Annotated in this window: 20 protein-coding genes; 10 read left to right on the top strand and 10 right to left on the bottom strand. The window is 68.6% G+C overall.

Going from position 1 to position 16,261, the window contains the following annotated elements; genetic code table 11:
• Nucleotides 1–37: 37 nt before the first annotated feature.
• Entirely contained in the window at nt 38–670 is a 633-nt protein-coding gene (locus AC1DB1_RS11900) for a TetR/AcrR family transcriptional regulator (RefSeq protein ID WP_477200927.1), read from the bottom strand.
• A 174-nt stretch (nt 671–844) separates the two neighbouring features.
• Between AC1DB1_RS11900 and AC1DB1_RS11895 the strand changes: the two genes are divergently transcribed.
• Both AC1DB1_RS11895 and AC1DB1_RS11890 read left to right on the top strand, forming a co-directional pair.
• Complete coding sequence (locus AC1DB1_RS11895; RefSeq protein ID WP_271175236.1) at nt 845–1,411, top strand: LemA family protein; 567 nt, start codon at nt 845–847, stop codon at nt 1,409–1,411.
• A gap of 9 nt (nt 1,412–1,420) precedes the next feature.
• Nucleotides 1,421–2,326 carry a M48 family metallopeptidase gene (locus AC1DB1_RS11890; protein ID WP_271175235.1) on the top strand — a complete coding sequence of 302 codons (906 nt, stop codon included), beginning with the start codon at nt 1,421–1,423 and terminating at the stop codon, nt 2,324–2,326.
• 73 nt (nt 2,327–2,399) lie between these two features.
• Here the strand turns inward: AC1DB1_RS11890 and AC1DB1_RS11885 are convergent, their stop codons facing one another.
• Genes AC1DB1_RS11885 through AC1DB1_RS11860 form a run of 6 tightly spaced genes read right to left on the bottom strand, consistent with a single transcriptional unit; the run spans nt 2,400 to nt 6,210 of the window.
• On the bottom strand, nt 2,400–3,164 hold the full coding sequence (locus AC1DB1_RS11885) for an ABC transporter permease (RefSeq protein WP_271175234.1): 765 nt from the start codon (nt 3,162–3,164) through the stop codon (nt 2,400–2,402).
• Entirely contained in the window at nt 3,164–4,006 is an 843-nt protein-coding gene (locus tag AC1DB1_RS11880; protein WP_271175233.1) for an ABC transporter ATP-binding protein, read from the bottom strand. The genes AC1DB1_RS11885 and AC1DB1_RS11880 overlap by 1 nt, the downstream gene beginning before the upstream one ends.
• Nucleotides 4,003–4,371, bottom strand: coding sequence for a DUF1048 domain-containing protein (locus AC1DB1_RS11875; protein ID WP_271175232.1), 369 nt, complete (start codon nt 4,369–4,371; stop codon nt 4,003–4,005). Before AC1DB1_RS11875 ends, AC1DB1_RS11880 begins: the two co-directional genes overlap by 4 nt.
• Nucleotides 4,372–4,373: 2 nt before the next feature.
• Nucleotides 4,374–4,694 carry a PadR family transcriptional regulator gene (locus tag AC1DB1_RS11870; protein ID WP_477200926.1) on the bottom strand — a complete coding sequence of 107 codons (321 nt, stop codon included), beginning with the start codon at nt 4,692–4,694 and terminating at the stop codon, nt 4,374–4,376.
• Nucleotides 4,695–4,737: 43 nt separating this feature from the next.
• Nucleotides 4,738–4,968, bottom strand: coding sequence for a hypothetical protein (locus AC1DB1_RS11865; RefSeq protein ID WP_477200925.1), 231 nt, complete (start codon nt 4,966–4,968; stop codon nt 4,738–4,740).
• A gap of 39 nt (nt 4,969–5,007) precedes the next feature.
• Nucleotides 5,008–6,210, bottom strand: coding sequence for a winged helix-turn-helix domain-containing protein (locus AC1DB1_RS11860; protein ID WP_477200924.1), 1,203 nt, complete (start codon nt 6,208–6,210; stop codon nt 5,008–5,010).
• A gap of 184 nt (nt 6,211–6,394) precedes the next feature.
• Here AC1DB1_RS11860 and AC1DB1_RS11855 point away from each other — a divergent pair, with 184 nt between their 5' ends.
• From AC1DB1_RS11855 to ilvA, 6 genes are all read left to right on the top strand, one after another.
• On the top strand, nt 6,395–7,534 hold the full coding sequence (locus tag AC1DB1_RS11855; protein ID WP_477200923.1) for an ABC transporter substrate-binding protein: 1,140 nt from the start codon (nt 6,395–6,397) through the stop codon (nt 7,532–7,534).
• Entirely contained in the window at nt 7,513–8,490 is a 978-nt protein-coding gene (locus tag AC1DB1_RS11850) for an ABC transporter permease (RefSeq protein ID WP_477200922.1), read from the top strand. The genes AC1DB1_RS11855 and AC1DB1_RS11850 overlap by 22 nt, the downstream gene beginning before the upstream one ends.
• Nucleotides 8,478–9,311 (top strand): ABC transporter permease subunit, encoded by an 834-nt coding sequence (locus AC1DB1_RS11845; protein ID WP_477200921.1) that lies wholly within the window; start codon nt 8,478–8,480, stop codon nt 9,309–9,311. The genes AC1DB1_RS11850 and AC1DB1_RS11845 overlap by 13 nt, the downstream gene beginning before the upstream one ends.
• Entirely contained in the window at nt 9,308–10,384 is a 1,077-nt protein-coding gene (locus AC1DB1_RS11840) for an ABC transporter ATP-binding protein (protein WP_477200920.1), read from the top strand. The genes AC1DB1_RS11845 and AC1DB1_RS11840 overlap by 4 nt, the downstream gene beginning before the upstream one ends.
• A gap of 110 nt (nt 10,385–10,494) precedes the next feature.
• A complete protein-coding gene (locus AC1DB1_RS11835; RefSeq protein ID WP_477200919.1) occupies nt 10,495–11,742 on the top strand; it encodes an AI-2E family transporter in 1,248 nt (415 codons plus the stop codon).
• Nucleotides 11,743–11,796: 54 nt separating this feature from the next.
• Complete coding sequence (ilvA, locus tag AC1DB1_RS11830) at nt 11,797–13,056, top strand: threonine ammonia-lyase (RefSeq protein WP_271175223.1); 1,260 nt, start codon at nt 11,797–11,799, stop codon at nt 13,054–13,056.
• Nucleotides 13,057–13,139: 83 nt separating this feature from the next.
• On the opposite strand, the gene greA is transcribed toward ilvA, so the two are convergent.
• Nucleotides 13,140–13,631: a transcription elongation factor GreA gene (greA, locus tag AC1DB1_RS11825; RefSeq protein ID WP_477200918.1), complete on the bottom strand. Its 492-nt coding sequence runs from the start codon at nt 13,629–13,631 to the stop codon at nt 13,140–13,142.
• A gap of 114 nt (nt 13,632–13,745) precedes the next feature.
• A complete protein-coding gene (locus AC1DB1_RS11820) occupies nt 13,746–14,141 on the bottom strand; it encodes a DUF4307 domain-containing protein (protein WP_271175221.1) in 396 nt (131 codons plus the stop codon).
• A 145-nt stretch (nt 14,142–14,286) separates the two neighbouring features.
• On the opposite strand from AC1DB1_RS11820, the gene mca reads away from it, so the two are divergent.
• Both mca and AC1DB1_RS11810 read left to right on the top strand, forming a co-directional pair.
• Entirely contained in the window at nt 14,287–15,144 is an 858-nt protein-coding gene (mca, locus tag AC1DB1_RS11815) for a mycothiol conjugate amidase Mca (protein WP_477200917.1), read from the top strand.
• A complete protein-coding gene (locus AC1DB1_RS11810; RefSeq protein WP_271175219.1) occupies nt 15,141–15,419 on the top strand; it encodes a hypothetical protein in 279 nt (92 codons plus the stop codon). The genes mca and AC1DB1_RS11810 overlap by 4 nt, the downstream gene beginning before the upstream one ends.
• A 3-nt stretch (nt 15,420–15,422) precedes the next feature.
• Here the strand turns inward: AC1DB1_RS11810 and trhA are convergent, their stop codons facing one another.
• Nucleotides 15,423–16,229, bottom strand: a complete 807-nt coding sequence (trhA, locus tag AC1DB1_RS11805) for a PAQR family membrane homeostasis protein TrhA (RefSeq protein WP_271175218.1) — start codon at nt 16,227–16,229, stop codon at nt 15,423–15,425.
• Between the last annotated feature and the right edge of the window lie 32 nt (nt 16,230–16,261).

Genomic DNA, 16,261 nt, shown 5'->3' with positions numbered 1-16,261 from the left:
TGCGGCCGGATGCGGCTGGATGCACCCGGCACCCTCCTCAGGCGAGCGGCTGCGACGGATCCCCGAACAGATGCCACTGGATGACCGGCCCGACCCGGCGTGCCAGGTCCTCGGCGGGAGCGGTCGCGATCGGCTCGAGCTTGAGCACGAAGCGCGTGATCATCACGCCGACGAGTTGAGCGGCCGCGAGATTCGCGCGAAGCCGGGCGTCGTCGTCGCCGCCGGCTGCCGTCGCGAGCCGCAGGAAGACCTCGCGGGTGAGGAACTCCCTGAGCATGCGGCTGCCCGGGCCGCTGCTGAGGGCGGTGCGCAGGATCGCCACCATCCGGGCCTGCGCCTTGGGGTTCTCGAGCTGTTCGAGCAGAAAGCGCACGACGCTGACGCCGATCTCGTCGTGCGGTCCGGCCAGGATGACCTCCAGGGCGCGGTCCGGACGCAGCGGCGCCTCGAGCGACGCGGTGAAGAGGTCGGCCTTGTCGTCGAAGTAATGGTGCACGAGGGCCGAGTCGACAGCCGCCCGGCGGGCGATGGCCCTCAGTGAGGCGGCCTCGTAGCCGCGCTCCGCGAACTCCTCGGCGGCGGCCTTCAGGATGGCCGCGCGCGCCGACGCCCCGCTCCGCGCCTCCTTGCGCGGCCGGCCCCTTTTGCGTCGCTCCGCCAGCTCACTCACGTGCCCATTCTGCACCCGGGCGAACGGTCGGCAGCGTATGCGCCGAGTACTGCCTGCCCGATCGCACGGTGGTTGCTTTGAGAGTGGTGGGAACGCAGTGGGAGCACTCCCGGCCGCCGTTAGGATGAAGATCGCGCACGAGTATCCGCGCCTGTCATCAAGGAGTACCCGAAAATGGAATGGCTCATCCCGGTCATCATCGTTGTCGTCATCGTTGCGATCATCGGGATCTACCTGTGGGCCACCTACAACTCGCTGGTCACGCTCAACGTGCGTGTCGACGAGGCGTGGAGTGACATCACCGTGCAGCTCAAGCGGCGTGCCGACCTCATCCCGAACCTGATCGAGACGGTCAAGGGCTACGCGGCGCACGAGAAGGGCGTCTTCGAGTCCGTCACCCAGGCGCGCGCCGAGACGCTGTCTGCTCAGGGGCCGGCCGAGGCGTCCGTGGCCGAGGGCCACATGCAGAATGCGCTGAAGAGCATCTTCGCGGTCGCGGAGGCGTACCCGCAGCTGCAGGCGAGCCAGAACTTCCTGCGTCTGCAGGCCGACGTGGTCGACACCGAAGACAAGATCCAGGCGTCGCGCCGGTTCTACAACGGTGGAGTGCGTGAGCTGAACACCAAGATCAAGGTGTTCCCGAACAACATCTTCGCGAAGCGCCTCGGCTTCTCCGAGCGCGGCTTCTTCGAGGTCAACGACTTGGCGGCCATCGCCGAGCCGCCGCGCGTCCAGTTCTAGCGGGCGGCGATGTACAGGGCTATTGCCAGGAACAAGCGCAATACGGTCTTCACCATCCTGCTGTTCCTGCTGATCATCGGCGGCCTCGGCTGGCTCGCGGCATACATCTACCACAACACGGCGATCGTCGTCATCGTGCTGGTCATCGCGGTTCTCTACGCCGTGTTCCAGTACTTCCTGGCGAGCAGCCAGGCGCTGAGCATGGCCGGCGCGATCCCCATCCAGAAGGCCGACAATCCCCGGCTCTGGAACGTCGTCGAGAACCTGTCGATCGCGACGGGCACCCCCATGCCGGCCGTCTACATCGTGAACGACCCCGCGCCGAATGCGTTCGCCACCGGCCGTGACCCTCAGCACGCCTCGGTCGCCGCGACGACCGGCCTGCTCGACATCATGACCGACGCCGAGCTCGAGGGCGTGATGGCCCACGAGCTGGGGCACGTGCGCAACTACGACATCCGGCTGTCGATGATCGTCTTCGGGCTGACCGTCGCCATCGGCTTCATCGCCGACATCTTCTTGCGCATGGCCTTCTTCGGCGGCATGGGCGGCGGACGCGACAACAACAACAGCGGTGGTGGGGGCGGCGGAAACCCGATCATCATCGTGTTCGGGCTCGTCGCCGCGATCATCGCGCCGCTCGTCGCGACCCTGGTGCAGCTGGCGGTCTCTCGGCAGCGCGAGTACCTCGCCGACGCGACGGGCGCGATGACCACCCGCCACCCGGATGCCCTGGCGAGCGCCCTGCTCAAGCTGGAGGCCTACGGTCGTCCCATGCGCAAGCAGAACACCTCGATGGCGCACCTCTGGATCGCCAACCCGCTCCGGCCCAGCCTGATGAGCCGCCTGTTCAGCACGCACCCGCCCATCCCGGAGCGCGTCGAGCGCCTCGAGAAGATGGGCAGCACCTTCTAGGCGACCAGCCGGAGCACGACGAACATCGCCCGCCTCCCTGTTGGGGAAGGCGGGCGATGTCGTGCCGGTCTGGTCAGCTGATCTTGCGCCGGTAGATCGCGATCGCGAACGCGTACGCGATGACCAGGATGCCGACGAGCCAGGCGAGAGCGACCCAGATGTCGCTGCCGACGGGCTGTTCGGCGAACAGGGCGCGGATGGTGTTCACGATCGAGGTCACCGGCTGGTTCTCGGCGAACCAGGCGACCGGCCCCGGCATCGAGTCGGTGGGGACGAACGCCGAGCTGATGAACGGCAGGAAGATCAGCGGGTAGCTGAAGGCGCTCGCGCCGTCCACCGTCTTCGCCGAGAGGCCGGCGATCACGGCGAGCCAGGTCAGGGCCAGGGTGAACAGGATCAGGATGCCGGCGACCGCGAGCCAGGCGCCGACGGATGCCCCGGTGCGGAACCCCATGATCAGCGCGACGCCGATGACGATCGCCACGGAGACGATGTTCGCCACGAGCGAGGTGAGCACGTGACCCCAGAGCACGCTCGATCGTGCGATCGGCATGCTCTGGAACCGCTCGAAGATGCCGCCCTGCAGATCGAGGAAGAGCCGGTACGAGGTGTACGCGACGCCGGACGCGATCGTGATGAGCAGGATGCCCGGGAGCAGGTAGTTGACGTACGACTCGCTGCTTCCCGTGTTGATCGCGCCGCCGAGCACGTAGACGAACAGCAGCATCAGCGCGATCGGGGTGACCGCGGTGGTGATGATCGTGTCGGGACTGCGGAGGATGTGTCGCAGCGAACGGCCGGTCAGCACGCCGGTGTCGCCGAGGACGTGGGTGGTCATCATGATTCCTTTCGTGCGGGGGCCGCGCCTGCGTCCACGCTGTCGGTGCCGGTCGGATCGGTCTGGGTCTCGGAGCCGCCGGTCTCGCCGGTCTCGCCGACGAGGGCGAGGAAGACGTCTTCGAGGGAGGGCTGCTTCTCGACGTACTCCACCTGAGCGGGCGGGAGGAGCTGCTTGAGTTCGCTGAGGGTGCCGTTCTGGATGATCGTGCCCTTGTGCAGGATCGCGATGCGGTCGGCGAGCTGCTCGGCCTCGTCGAGGTACTGCGTCGTGAGCAGCACCGTCGTGCCCTGGCCGGCGAGCTTCTTGACCGTCTGCCACACCTCGATGCGCGCCTGCGGGTCGAGGCCGGTCGTCGGTTCGTCGAGGAAGATGATCGGCGGGTTGCCGATCAGGCTCATCGCGATGTCGAGCCGGCGGCGCATGCCGCCCGAGTACGTCGCCGCCTTGCGGTTGCCCGCGTCCGTGAGCGAGAAGCGGGCGAGCAGCTCGTCCGCGATCGCGCCGGGGTTCTTCAGGTGGCGCAGCCGGGCGACGAGCACCAGGTTCTCGCGACCGGTGAGCACCTCGTCGACGGCGGCGAACTGACCGGTGAGGCTGATCGACTCGCGCACATCGCCGGGCTTGGCGGCGACATCGAAGCCGTGCACGGTGGCCGTGCCGTCATCCGCCTTGAGCAGCGTCGACAGGATGCGCACCAGGGTGGTCTTGCCCGCTCCGTTCGAACCGAGCAGGGCGAAGATGCTCCCCGGCGTGACTTCGAAGTCGACACCCTGCAGCACCTGCAGGTCTTTGAACGACTTCCGGATGCCCTGCACCCGGATCGCGGCGTCGGTGGTCATTTCCGTTCCTCCTTCTCGGCGTCGGCGATCGCCTTGTTCAGGCGGGCGCGCTCCTTGTCGATCCACTGCGTGCCCAGGTAGGCCTGAGCGAATGTCTCGGCGAACTCGACCGGGTCGTCGCCGACGATCTCGCGCACCGGTGTGCCGTCGACCGCCGCCCGCTCCCACAGGTCGGCCAGGTCGCCGAACATCGTCACGAGGGTGTCCCCGTCGGTGATGCCCCCGAAGTACATCAGGTACCGGTGCACGGCTTTCGCCGCGGCGCCGTAGGGCTCGGGGAGCGCGTCGATGCGCGCCTTGTCCTGCTTGTACTGCTTCTTCTGCTCGAGCGACCCGGTGAGGGTCTCGATCCATTTCCCTGCCATGATTACTCTCCGTCTCTCTGCGGGTGTTCGATGTTGCGGTGGAGCTGGTCGATCCGCTCGGCGAGGAAGCTCCAGGAACCCCAGAACTCCTCGAGGTACTCGCTGCCCGTTGCGTTGAGCGAGTAGACCTTGCGCGGCGGGCCTTTCTCGGACGGGACCTTCGCGACGTCGACGAGGCCGCGCTGCTCGATCCTGATCAGCAGCGCATAGACGGTTCCCTCGACGATGTCGGAGAACCCCTGCTCGCGCAGTCGCGCCGTGATCTCGTATCCGTATGCCGGCTGCAAAGCCAGGATCGCGAGCGCCGTGCGCACCAGGCGCACGGCACTTCCCTCGAGTCCTACGGCACGCTCAGGTGCCGGATGCTCATTCCTCCAGTTCGCCCGTCCCCACGTAGCGGTAGGGCACGCGCCCGTCGACCGGGTCGCCGTCGGGGCGCCACACGCTCTCGACGTTCTGGCCGCCGACCGTCGTGACATCGCGGATCGGGTCGGCCGGCCTGCCGTCGACCAGGCTCTGCACCACCTCGGTGTAGACCGAGCCGTCGGGGTTCACGAGCACGGCCGTGTAGTGATCTTCAGGAATCTCATCAGTCATGCTCCGGATCGTACTCCGGGCGTGCCGGGCCCGTCAGGCTCAGCGGAGGGCGAGCGCCAGCGCCGGTGCCAGATCGCCCCGGTCGGCGACCGTCACGTCGCCGAGACCCTGCCAGGCGGCGGCCTCCCGAAGGACGGGGATCAGCCGTTCGACCGTCTCCGCCGGCGCACCCGGCTCGCTCCACGCCGACTGCACCCGGAGCACGCCGGCCTGCCGGTCGCTCTTCAGGTCGACACGGCCGACCACGCGGTCGTCGATGAGCAGCGGCAGCGTGTAATAGCCGAAGATGCGCTTCTCGGCCGGGGTGTAGATCTCGATGCGGTAGTGGAAGTCGAACATGCGCAGGGCGCGATCCCGGTACCAGACCACGGGGTCGAACGGCGAGAGCAGCGCGGTGGCCTCGATGCGCCGAGGGAGGCGCGCATCCCGGTGCAGCCACACCTTCTCCGGCCGGCCGCCTCGCTCCCAGCCGGGCACCGTGACCGGGATGAGCTCTCCCGCGTCTTCGAGGTCGCGGATGGCCGCCAGGGCCGGCGCGCGCTGGATGCGATAGTAGTCGCCCAGGTCGCCCGCCGTGCCGATGCCGTGGGCGACGGCCGATCGGCGGATCAGCTCGCGGACCGCATCCGGGGTCTCGATGCGCGTCTGGAGGATGTTCGCCGGGAGCACGTCGTCGACCAGCGCGTACCGCCGCTGGAAGCGCGTGCGGCCGGCGATCGCGACCTCGCCGAAGATGAACATGAGCTCCAGCGCCCGCTTCACGTCGGACCAGCCCCACCACGGACCGGTGCGCGTGTTCGCATCGTGCTCGATCTCGCCCGCCGTCAGCGGGCCGTTGGCGGCGAGCTCGGCGCGCAGCCAGTCGACCGTCGTGAGGTTCTGCGGAAACCAGGTGCCCGGCTTCGTGTACCGCTTCCGCTGGGCATCCATGCGCCACTGGAAGAGCGGCCAGTCCTCGCGCCGCATGAACGCCGCCTCGTGCGCCCAGTACTCGGTGTGCGGCGCTCGGGGCGTCATGGTGATGTTGTCGAGCAGGGTCTTGTCGTAGCTGCCAAGCCGTGCGAAGGCCGGCAGATAGTGGCTGCGCTCGAAGACGTTGACGGAGTCGATCTGCAGCAGATTGATGCGGTCGATCAGCCCGTTCAGCTGGCGGGTGCCGACCGTGGCGGCGCGCGGGCGGCCGAAGCCCTGAGCGGCGAGCGCGATGCGCCGCGCGAGCGCCGGAGAGACCTTTTCAACCACGATGACGACCCTAGCGTGAGCCTCGGACAGCGGTTCCGCGAGCGTTCACCTCGCGTCCATCTGTCGCTCCTATCGCGGTCGCCGCCGCTGCTTAGCGTGAGCGTTGGTCCGGACGGGAATCCGAAGCCGCCCACCGATCGGGCGACGACCATCCGGGACACCCCACACTGGAGGAACCTTGACCATGAAGCGCACACGCGTCGCCGGCCTGGCCGCCGCGGCCACCGTCGTCGCCCTGTCGCTGGCCGCCTGCTCGGGCGGCGCCAACGCAGCAGACTCCTCGGGCGGCTCGTCCGCCGACGCGGCAACCGCCACCAGCGTCTCCGACTTCGGTTCGATGGACGCGCTCGTCGCGGCCGCGAAGAAGGAGGGGACCCTCAACATCATCGCCACGCCCGGCGACTGGGCGAACTACCAGCAGATCTTCGACGGCTTCACCAAGAAGTACGGGATCACGATCAACCCCAGCCAGGACAGCGCGTCCAGCCAGGAGGAGATCGACGCGGCCAAGAAGCTCAAGGGCCAGGACACCGCTCCGGACACGTTCGACATCGGCAGCTCCGTCGCGCTGGCGAACACCCAGTACTTCGCCCCGTACAAGCCCACCGGCTGGGATGACATCCCCGCCGAGCAGAAGGAGCCGTCCGGTCTCTGGAAGGTCGGCTACTACGGTGTGATGTCGGTCGGCTACGACGCCAACAAGATCAAGACCGCTCCGACGTCGTTCGACGACCTGCTGGGCTCCGCGTACAAGGGCGCGGTCGCGCTCAACGGCAACCCGACCCAGGCCGCTGCCGCCGCCGGGGCCGTGGCCTACGCCGACCTGCAGGCCGGCGGGACCCTCGACGACCTCACTCCGGGCATCGACTGGTTCTCGAAGCTCAAGAAGGCTGGCAACTGGAACGCCGCCGACGGCAAGCCGAACACCATCGCCTCGGGCGAGACCCCGGTGCTGCTCGACTGGTCGTTCAACCAGAAGGGCTACTCGACCTCCGACACGATCAAGGGCGGCGGCATCGACTGGAAGTACGTCGTGCTCCCCGGCACCGCGTATGTCGGCTACTACAACCAGGCGATCAACAAGGACGCGCCGCACCCGGCCGCCGCTCGCCTCTGGGAGGAGTACCTCTACAGCGACGACGCTCAGAACGCGTGGCTGAAGGGCGGCGCTTACCCGGCCCGCGTCGACGCCATGGAGAAGGCCGGAACGCTCGATGAGGCCGAGTTCCCGGGCAAGCTCGACACGGTGGCCGTCATGACGGACAAGCAGGCGACGGATGCCGGAACCCTGCTGAACGCCAAGTGGGCCAACGCGGTCGGCTAGTGACCTCCTCAGCTGACGCACTCGCGCCGGCGATCGACGCGAATGCCGCCGGGGCTGACACCCGGCGGCATTCGCTGTCGCGCGCGGCCGCTGCTCCCCGTCGTCGCCGGCGCGGGATGCCCGCGATCCTCGGGCTCACGCCGTTCGCCTTCTACGTGGTCGTGTTCCTCGCCATCCCGACGGTGGTCGCCGTCGGGAGCGGGTTCTTCGACGGCACCGGCCGTCTCACCTGGGCGAACATCACCGGGCTCGCCGAACCGGCGGTCGCCGGATCGTTCTTCGGCGCGTTCTTCCTCTCGGCGGTGACCGCCGTCGTCGGGGCGATCGCCGGTGCCGCGCTCTGCTTCGCCATGCTGCGTTCACGGCCGGGCGGCGTCGCGCGTTCCCTGGTCGACTCGGCCAGCAGCGTGCTCGCGCAGTTCGGCGGCGTCATGCTGGCGTTCGCGTTCATCGCGACGATCGGCGCCCAGGGACTGGTCACCGTGCTGCTCCGCAACCAGTTCCACATCAACATCTACGAGAACGGAGTCTGGCTGTACACCGTTCCCGGCCTCATCCTGCCGTACCTCTACTTCCAGATCCCGCTGATGGTGATCACGTTCATGCCCGCCCTGGAGGGCCTCAAGCCGCAATGGCTCGAGGCCAACGCGACCCTGGGCGGATCGCGCGCGACCTACTGGTTGCGAGTGGGCATCCCGGTGCTGCTGCCGTCGTTCCTCGGCAGCCTGCTGCTGCTCTTCGCGAACGCCTTCTCGTCGTACGCGACCGCGGCCGCGCTGGTCGGCCAGGCCAACAACATCGTGTCGCTGCAGATCCGCCAGGCGCTGATCAGCGAGACCGTGCTCGGCCGCGCGAACCTCGCCGGCTCGATGGCGCTCGGGATGCTCGTGGTGATGATCGTCGTGATGCTCGGCTACTCGGCCCTGGTGTCGCGCACCGCGCGGTGGCAGCGATGAGCCGCGGCCGCGAGACGCTGCGCTTCGGGCCGGGACCGGTGACCCGCGCCGTGATCTGGAGCGTCTTCGGGCTGTTCTTCCTCATCCCGCTCTTCTCGATGCTCGAGTTCACGCTGCGCACCGCGAAGCCCGGCGTCTACGATTTCAGCCGCTGGATCCTCGTCTTCAGCGGCACCACGACGCGGTACGACCGCATCTACCAGGGGCTCGGCAACTCGCTCGTGCTCGCACTGGTCACGGTGCTCATCGTGCTGCTCGTGCTGCTGCCGACAATGGTGCTCGTCGAGCTGCGCCTGCCGCGGCTGCGCCGCCTGCTCGAGGTGGTCTGCCTGCTGCCGATCATGATCCCGGCGATCGTGCTCGTCGTCGGCCTGGCGCCGACGTACGCCGTCGTCACCCAGATCTTCGGCTCCGGCACCTGGACGCTCGCGTTCGCGTACGGCATCACGGTGCTCCCGTACGCCTACCGCGCGATCCAGAGCAACATCGCCGCGATCGACATCATCACCCTCAGCGAGGCCGGCCGCTCGCTCGGAGCCGGCTGGTTCAGCGTGCTCACGCGCATCCTGGTGCCCAACCTCCGGCGCGGCATCCTGGCGGCGAGCGTGCTGTCGGTCGCCGTGGTCCTCGGCGAGTTCACGATCGCCTCCCTGCTCAGCCGCGTCAACCTGCAGACGTCGCTGCTGCTGGTGTCGCAGTCCGATCCGTTCGTCGCGGTCATCTTCGCTCTGCTCGCGCTGGTGTTCGCATTCCTCCTCCTCGTCGTCGTCGACCGCCTTGTCGCGGCACGACGGCGCCCGGCGAAAGGCAGCCCGTCATGACCCAGACCGAAACCGTGGCGCTCGGCGCCACCGACCTCGGCTCCACCGTCGAACTGCGCGACGTAGTGCGCGACTTCGGCGGGGGAGTCGGCCTGAACGGCATCCGGCTCGCCGCTGCGCCGGGCGAGCTCATCGCCCTGCTCGGGCCGAGCGGCTGCGGCAAGACCACCGCTCTGCGCGCGCTCGCCGGGCTCGAGCGGGTGGATGCCGGCAGCATCCTGATCGACGGCGTCGACGTGACCGACGAGCCGACCAACCGACGCGACCTCGGCATGGTGTTCCAGTCGTACTCGCTGTTCCCGCACCTCACAGCGGGCGCGAACGTCGAGTTCGGGCTCCGGATGCGCAAGGTTCCCGCGGCCGTGCGGCGGGAACGCGCGCTGGAGGCCCTCGAGCTGGTCGGCCTCGGCCAGCACGCCGAGCGGTACGCGCACCAGCTCAGCGGCGGGCAGCAGCAGCGTGTCGCCCTCGCCCGCGCGCTGGTCACCCGGCCGCGCGTGCTGCTGCTCGACGAGCCGCTCTCCGCCCTCGACGCCAAGGTGCGCGTGCAGCTGCGCGAGGAGATCCGGCGCATCCAGAGCGAGCTCGGCATCACGACGTTCTTCGTCACCCACGACCAGGAGGAGGCGCTCGCCATCGCCGATCGTGTCGCGGTGATGCGGGCGGGCGACATCGAGCAGATCGGGACACCAGAGGAGCTCTACCGCCGGCCGGCGACGCCGTTCGTCGCCGAGTTCGTCGGGCTGAACAACCGGGTGGCGGGGAACTTGTCGGCCGGAGCGCTGACGGTCCTGGGCCGTCGGCTGCCGCTGGTGAACAGCGGGCTCGCCGACGGGGAGGTGCTCGCCTACCTGCGTCCCGAGGACGTGCTGCTCGCGTCCGACGGCATCCCGGCCACGGTCGTCTCCACGAGCTTCCTCGGCGCGCTGCGGCGCACACGGGTGCAGCTGGACGACGGCACGGAGCTCGCGCTGCAGCACGCGGCGCACGAGACGCCAGAGGCCGGTTCGCGGGTGCACCTCGAACTGGCGGGGACGCCGGTGACCGCCACACCGGCGCCTGCTGCACGGTAGGTGCGGGGCGGTCGCGCATGTCCGGCTCCCGGCTGAGCGCGCACTGAGCATCTTGCCCAACCGCCGTCAACCCCGGTGCGACGAACGAGCACGCCCATAAACTGGCGAGCATGGCAGACACGGATGCGACTGAGCCGGTTCCCCCGCCCCTCCCGGCAGAGAACCGGGCGCCGGCCCGCGGCTGGTTCCTGAACCGGCGGCGACGCGACGCCGGCGAGGTGCTCGAACCGATCGACGAGGCGCTGCCGCGGGGCATGCGCATCGCCGGGGCGTGGTCGTGGCGGCTGCTGGTGATCGGCGCGGTCATCGCCGTGGTGGTGTTCCTCGTCATCCAATTGCGACTGATCATCATCCCGCTCCTGATCGCCGTACTGATCTCGGCACTGCTCGTTCCGTTCGTCGACGTGCTGCACCGGCACAAGTGGCCGCGCTGGCTGGCGATCGTCGCGGCGATGGTGAGCGTTCTCGTGGTCGTCGGGGGACTCCTCTACCTCGCCGTCTGGCAGGTCACCCGGCAGAGCCACGAGCTCAGCACGCAGTCGGTCGCCGCCTATGACCAGTTCCGCTCCTGGCTGACCACGGGTCCTCTCGGACTGACAGAAGCGCAGATCACCAGCGGCCTCGACTCGATCTGGAACTCCGTGCAGCAGGACAGCCAGGTGTTCATCTCGGGAGCCCTGTCGCTCGGGTCGACCCTGGGTCACGTGCTCACCGGTCTGCTGCTCACGGTGTTCAGCACCCTGTTCATCCTGATCGACGGCAAGAGCATCTGGGGCTGGATCGTGCGGATCTTCCCGCGGCGTGCACGCCCGGCCGTCGACGGCGCCGGTCAGGCCGGCTGGACGACCCTGCGCAACTTCGTCAAGGTTCAGATCGTCGTGGCCTCGATCGACGCGGTCGGCATCGGACTCGGGGCGTTCATCCTCGGCCTGCCGCTCGTGGCGCCGATCGCCGTGCTCGTGTTTCTGGGCTCGTTCATCCCGATCGTCGGCGCGGTGATCACCGGCGCGCTCGCCGTGCTCATCGCCCTCATCTTCAAGGGCTGGGTGTTCGCTCTCATCATGCTCGGCGTCGTGCTGCTCGTGCAGCAGATCGAGGGCCACGTGCTGCAGCCGTTCATCATGGGCACCGCCGTCAAGGTTCACCCGCTCGCGGTGGTGCTGGTGGTCGCTGCCGGTTCGCTCCTCGCCGGCATCCCGGGAGCCCTCTTCGCGGTGCCGTTCGCGGCGGTGCTCAACGTGATGGTGCACTACGTCTCGAGCGGCGTCTGGCGCTCGCAGCCACCCGGCGCGTACAGCGAGCCGACCACCGTGCTCTGGCAGACGGTGCCACGACCCGTACGCAAGCCGAGGGTGTGACGGGAATCCGTTCACATTCGGTTTCCGGAATACGGGCGCGAGTAGGCTGATCGCGTGGCTACGCTGACTGACACGACGCGCACACCTTTCGCAGGGCCCAGCCTCGACGAGATCGAGTCGGCGCGCGCGATCGTGGGCCGCGTCGCAGAGCCCACGCCCATCGAGACGTCGCGGTATCTCACCGATGTGCTCGGCGCCCCGGTCCTCCTCAAGTGCGAGAACCTGCAGCGCACCGGGTCGTACAAGATCCGCGGCGCCTACAACCGGCTCGCCAAGTTGACCGCTGAGGAGCGAGAACGCGGCGTCGTCGCCGCCTCGGCCGGCAACCACGCGCAGGGCGTGGCGTTCGCCGCCCGAGAGCTCGGCATCCACGCCACGATCTTCATGCCCGTCGGCGTCGCCATCCCCAAGTTCCAGGCCACCCGCGCGTACGGCGCCGACGTGGTGCTCAGCGGAAGCATCGTCGACGAGACGCTCCGCGCCGCCGCCGACTTCGCGGCCGAGACCGGCGCCGTGCTCATCCCGCCCTTCGACCACCTCGACGTGATCACCGGGCAGGCGACGCTGGGTCTCGAGATCCTCGACGCCGTGCCGGATGCCGCGACCGTGATCATCCCGATCGGCGGCGGCGGCCTGATCTCCGGCGTCGCCAGCGCGGTCAAGCAGCGTGCCGCCCGTGACGGGCGCGAGATCCGCGTGATCGGCGTGCAGGCGGCCAATGCGGCGTCCTACCCTGTTTCGCTCACCGCGGGGGAGCCCACCGAGATCTCGCTCGTCGCGACGATCGCCGACGGCATCGCGGTCAGCAAGCCCGGCGCCCTGAACTTCGAGATCATCCGCGACATCGTCGACGAGGTCGTCACGGTCAGCGAAGACGACATCGCGCGCGCCATGCTCGTGCTGCTCGAGCGCGCCAAGATGGTCGTCGAGCCCGCCGGCGCCGTCTCGGTGGCGGCGATCCTGGCCGGCAAGGTCGCGCCGAACGGCACGACGGTCGCGATCCTCTCCGGCGGCAACATCGACCCCCTGCTGATGCAGCGGGTGATCAGCCATGGGCTCGCCGCGTCCGACCGCTATCTCAAGCTCACGATCATGCTGCCCGACCGCCCCGGTCAGCTCGCGCGCATCTCCGAGATCCTCGCCGGCGCCAACGCCAACGTGGTCGAGGTGCTGCACACCCGGCACGGTCGCGGGCTCCAGATCAGCCAGGTCGAGCTCGACGTGAGCGTCGAGACGCGCGGCACCGATCACCGCAAGCAGGTCATCGAAGCGCTGCGCTCGGCCGGATACGACCCGGTGGTCGACGACGAGTAGCCACGCGCCCGGCGACGGGCCGCGAGCGACGAAGCGGGCCGGCACCCAGGGTGCCGGCCCGCTTCGTTCGTGCAAGCGTCGGGCTACTGCCCCGCGTAGGTCTCGACCTTGTCGACCGTGACCGCGATCTCCTTGCCGTTGGGCGCGGTGTACTTCGTCGAGTCGCCGACGGTCAGGCCGAGGATGGCCGCGCCGAGCGGGCTCTGCTCGCTGTAGACAGGAAGGTCGCTGCCCGCGGCCATCTCGCGGTTTCCGATCAGGAAGACGCTCTCGTCGCCGGCGATCGTCGCGGTGATGACCGTGCCCGGCTCGACGACGCCGTGGCTCTCGGGCGCCGCGCCGACGGTGGCGTGCCGCAGGAGCAGCGTGAGCTGCACGATGCGCGACTCGATCTTGCCCTGCTCGTCCTTGGCCGCGTGGTAGCCGCCGTTCTCCTTGAGGTCGCCCTCTTCGCGGGCGGCCTCGATGCGCTTGGCGATCTCATTGCGACCGTTGACGCTGAGCTCCTCGAGCTCCGCGGCGAGGCGGTCGTAAGCATCCTGGGTCAAGAACGTGACCTGAGAATCCTGAGACATGATGAACTCCTTTGCGCCACCGGCGTGCGGCCGGTTGTGCAGATCCTGGCCGGTCGGGTGACCGGCGACATAAAGTCGACGCCCTGACGACTCGTCAGGGCGTATCGAAACAGCCTAGGTCAGCCAGCAGCTCGAAATCAATCCCGTGTTGCTCTGCTCCGTGGTGCGGATGGTCTCGGTGTGCGTCGTCAGCCGAGCATCCGATGCCGGGTAGCTGATGATGCGCCAGCCGACGATCGCGAACGATTCGTTGAGCGCCTGCACCGCGCAGGTCACCGGGGTGCCCTCGGGCGTGTTGATGGTGAAGCTGATGTTCACGTGGTGCGCATCGGTGATGGTGAACGCGGTGTCGGTCGCTTCCAGGTTCGCCTGGTCGCCGTCCCAGCCCGCCCAGAAGGTCCAGGCGGTGAAGACGGCGACGAACGCCACCGCCGCTCCGATGATCCACCAGCGCGCGCGCCGCTTGCGATCGGGGGTTCGCCCGTAGCGCTGATCGAGGGTCTCGGTCACCGCCATGCTTGCTCCAGCACTGCTCACTCCTGTGAAATGGTCCGTCGTACGACGACGGTAGGCTTGAACTCCAAGACTAGGAGACGAATCTGAGAATCGTGCTCCAGGCCAGGCAGAAGGAAACGGTACGGTGACGCGGCGATTGATGGCGGTCCACGCCCATCCCGACGACGAGTCGAGCAAGGGTGCGGCGACCTACGCCTACTACACCAGCCTCGGCGACGAGGTCATGGTCGTCTCGTGCACCGGCGGCGAGCGCGGTGACGTGCTCAACGAGGCACTGGCGGACTCCGCGGCCGCGATGGCCCGACGCGATCTGCCGGGGCTGCGACGACGCGAGATGGCGGCCGCCCGGCAGGCGATGGGCATCCGGCACCGCTGGCTCGGCTACGTCGACTCCGGCATGGCGCGCGCCGACGGCACCCTGCCCGTGAACTCGTTCGCGTCCATTCCGCTCGAGACCTCGGCGGCGCCGCTGGTGGCGCTGGTGCGCGACTTCAAGCCGCACGTGATGATCACGTACGACGAGAACGGCGGGTATCCGCACCCGGACCACATCCGGGCGCATGTCGTCGGCGTCGAGGCCTACGAGGCCGCGGGGGACCCGGATCGCTACCCCGAAGGGGGTGCGCCGTGGCAGGTCTCGAAGCTCTACTACGACCGCACCATGAACTCCGCCCGGTTGAACGCCGTGCTCGACGAGCTCGTCGCGTCGGAGCCGGAGTCGCCGCTCATCGCGCAGCTGACCGGCATGCGTGAGTGGATGGGTGAACGCCCGTACGAGGCGACGACCCGCGTACCGGTCGCCGACTTCTTCGACACCCGTGACAGGGCGCTGCGCTCGCACGCCAGCCAGGTCGCCCCCGACAGCCCCTTCTTCTTCTGGCCGAACGACATTCAGCGCCGCGCCTGGCCGACCGAAGACTTCCAGCTCATCGACTCGAAAGTGGAGACGCAGATGCCCGAAACCGACCTTTTCGCAGGACTCGAGGGAGCCGCGTGATCGCCGATGCGCTGCTGCGCGCGTCCCTGAGACTGGACGCAGCCACCCCGAGCCCGACGCCGACCTCCGGCGCGGACCCCAACGACGTCACGCCCGGAGTCTGGGGCTTCGTCGTCATCTTCGTCATCGCCGTGATCGTGGTGCTGCTGGTGATCGACATGGTGCGCCGCATCCGGCGGGTGCGCTACCGCGCCGAGATCGCGGAGAAGCTGGACGCGGAGCAGGCCGAGGCGGAGCGTCGCCCGGACGACCGGGACGACGACGACCGCCCGTAGGGCTCAGCCCGCGTTGTACACGGGATGCATCGCGATGATCAGCGTCGCAGCCCAGTGGCAGAGGAAGGCCAGCACCGTCAGGGTGTGGAAGATCTCGTGGAAGCCGAACCGGCCCGGGAACGGGTTCGGCTTCTTCATGCCGTAGATCACCGCGCCGATCGTGTAGAGCACGCCGCCGACGAGCACCAGCACCATCATCGCGACGTTCGCATCCAGCAGGTCGACGATGTAGCCGAGCGCGCCCCAGCCCATCCCGATGTAGATGGGGACGTAGAGCCAGCGCGGCGCGTTGATCCAGAACACGCGGAAGCCGATGCCGAGCAGAGCGGCGCCCCAGACCAGCGAGAGCAGCAGGATGCCCTTCTGCGACGGCAGCGCGAGCACGGCGAGCGGCGTGTACGTGCCCGCGATCAGCAGGAAGATGTTGGCGTGGTCGATGCGCTTGAGGATGACCTTGGTGCGCGGCTTCCAGTTGAAGCGGTGGTAAAGCGCCGAGTTGCCGAACAGCAGCATCGAGGTCAGCATGAACACCGCGGACGCCCACTTGGCGGGGGCGCCGTGAGCCAGCGTGATGAGCACGATGCCGGCCGCGATCGTGACGGGGAACGTGCCCGCGTGGATCCAGCCGCGCCAGGTCGGCTTGACCTCGGCGACGTTCGCCGGTGACGCGTCGAGGAGCGGGATGTTCGGGAGGTCCGGCCCCTCGGTCTCGTCGGCCTTGACCGCCGCGTCAGCGGGGCCGAGGGTGTCGGCCGGCTCATGGAGCAGCTCGGCGACGTCTTCGGTCTCATGGCGTTTGCGGGGCGTCATGCTGCAAGGGTACTGGCCCGCCGGTGCCCGGA

This window comes from Leifsonia sp. 10N434, from assembly GCF_056394405.1.
This window is presented reverse-complemented; position numbering and strand designations above follow the sequence as displayed.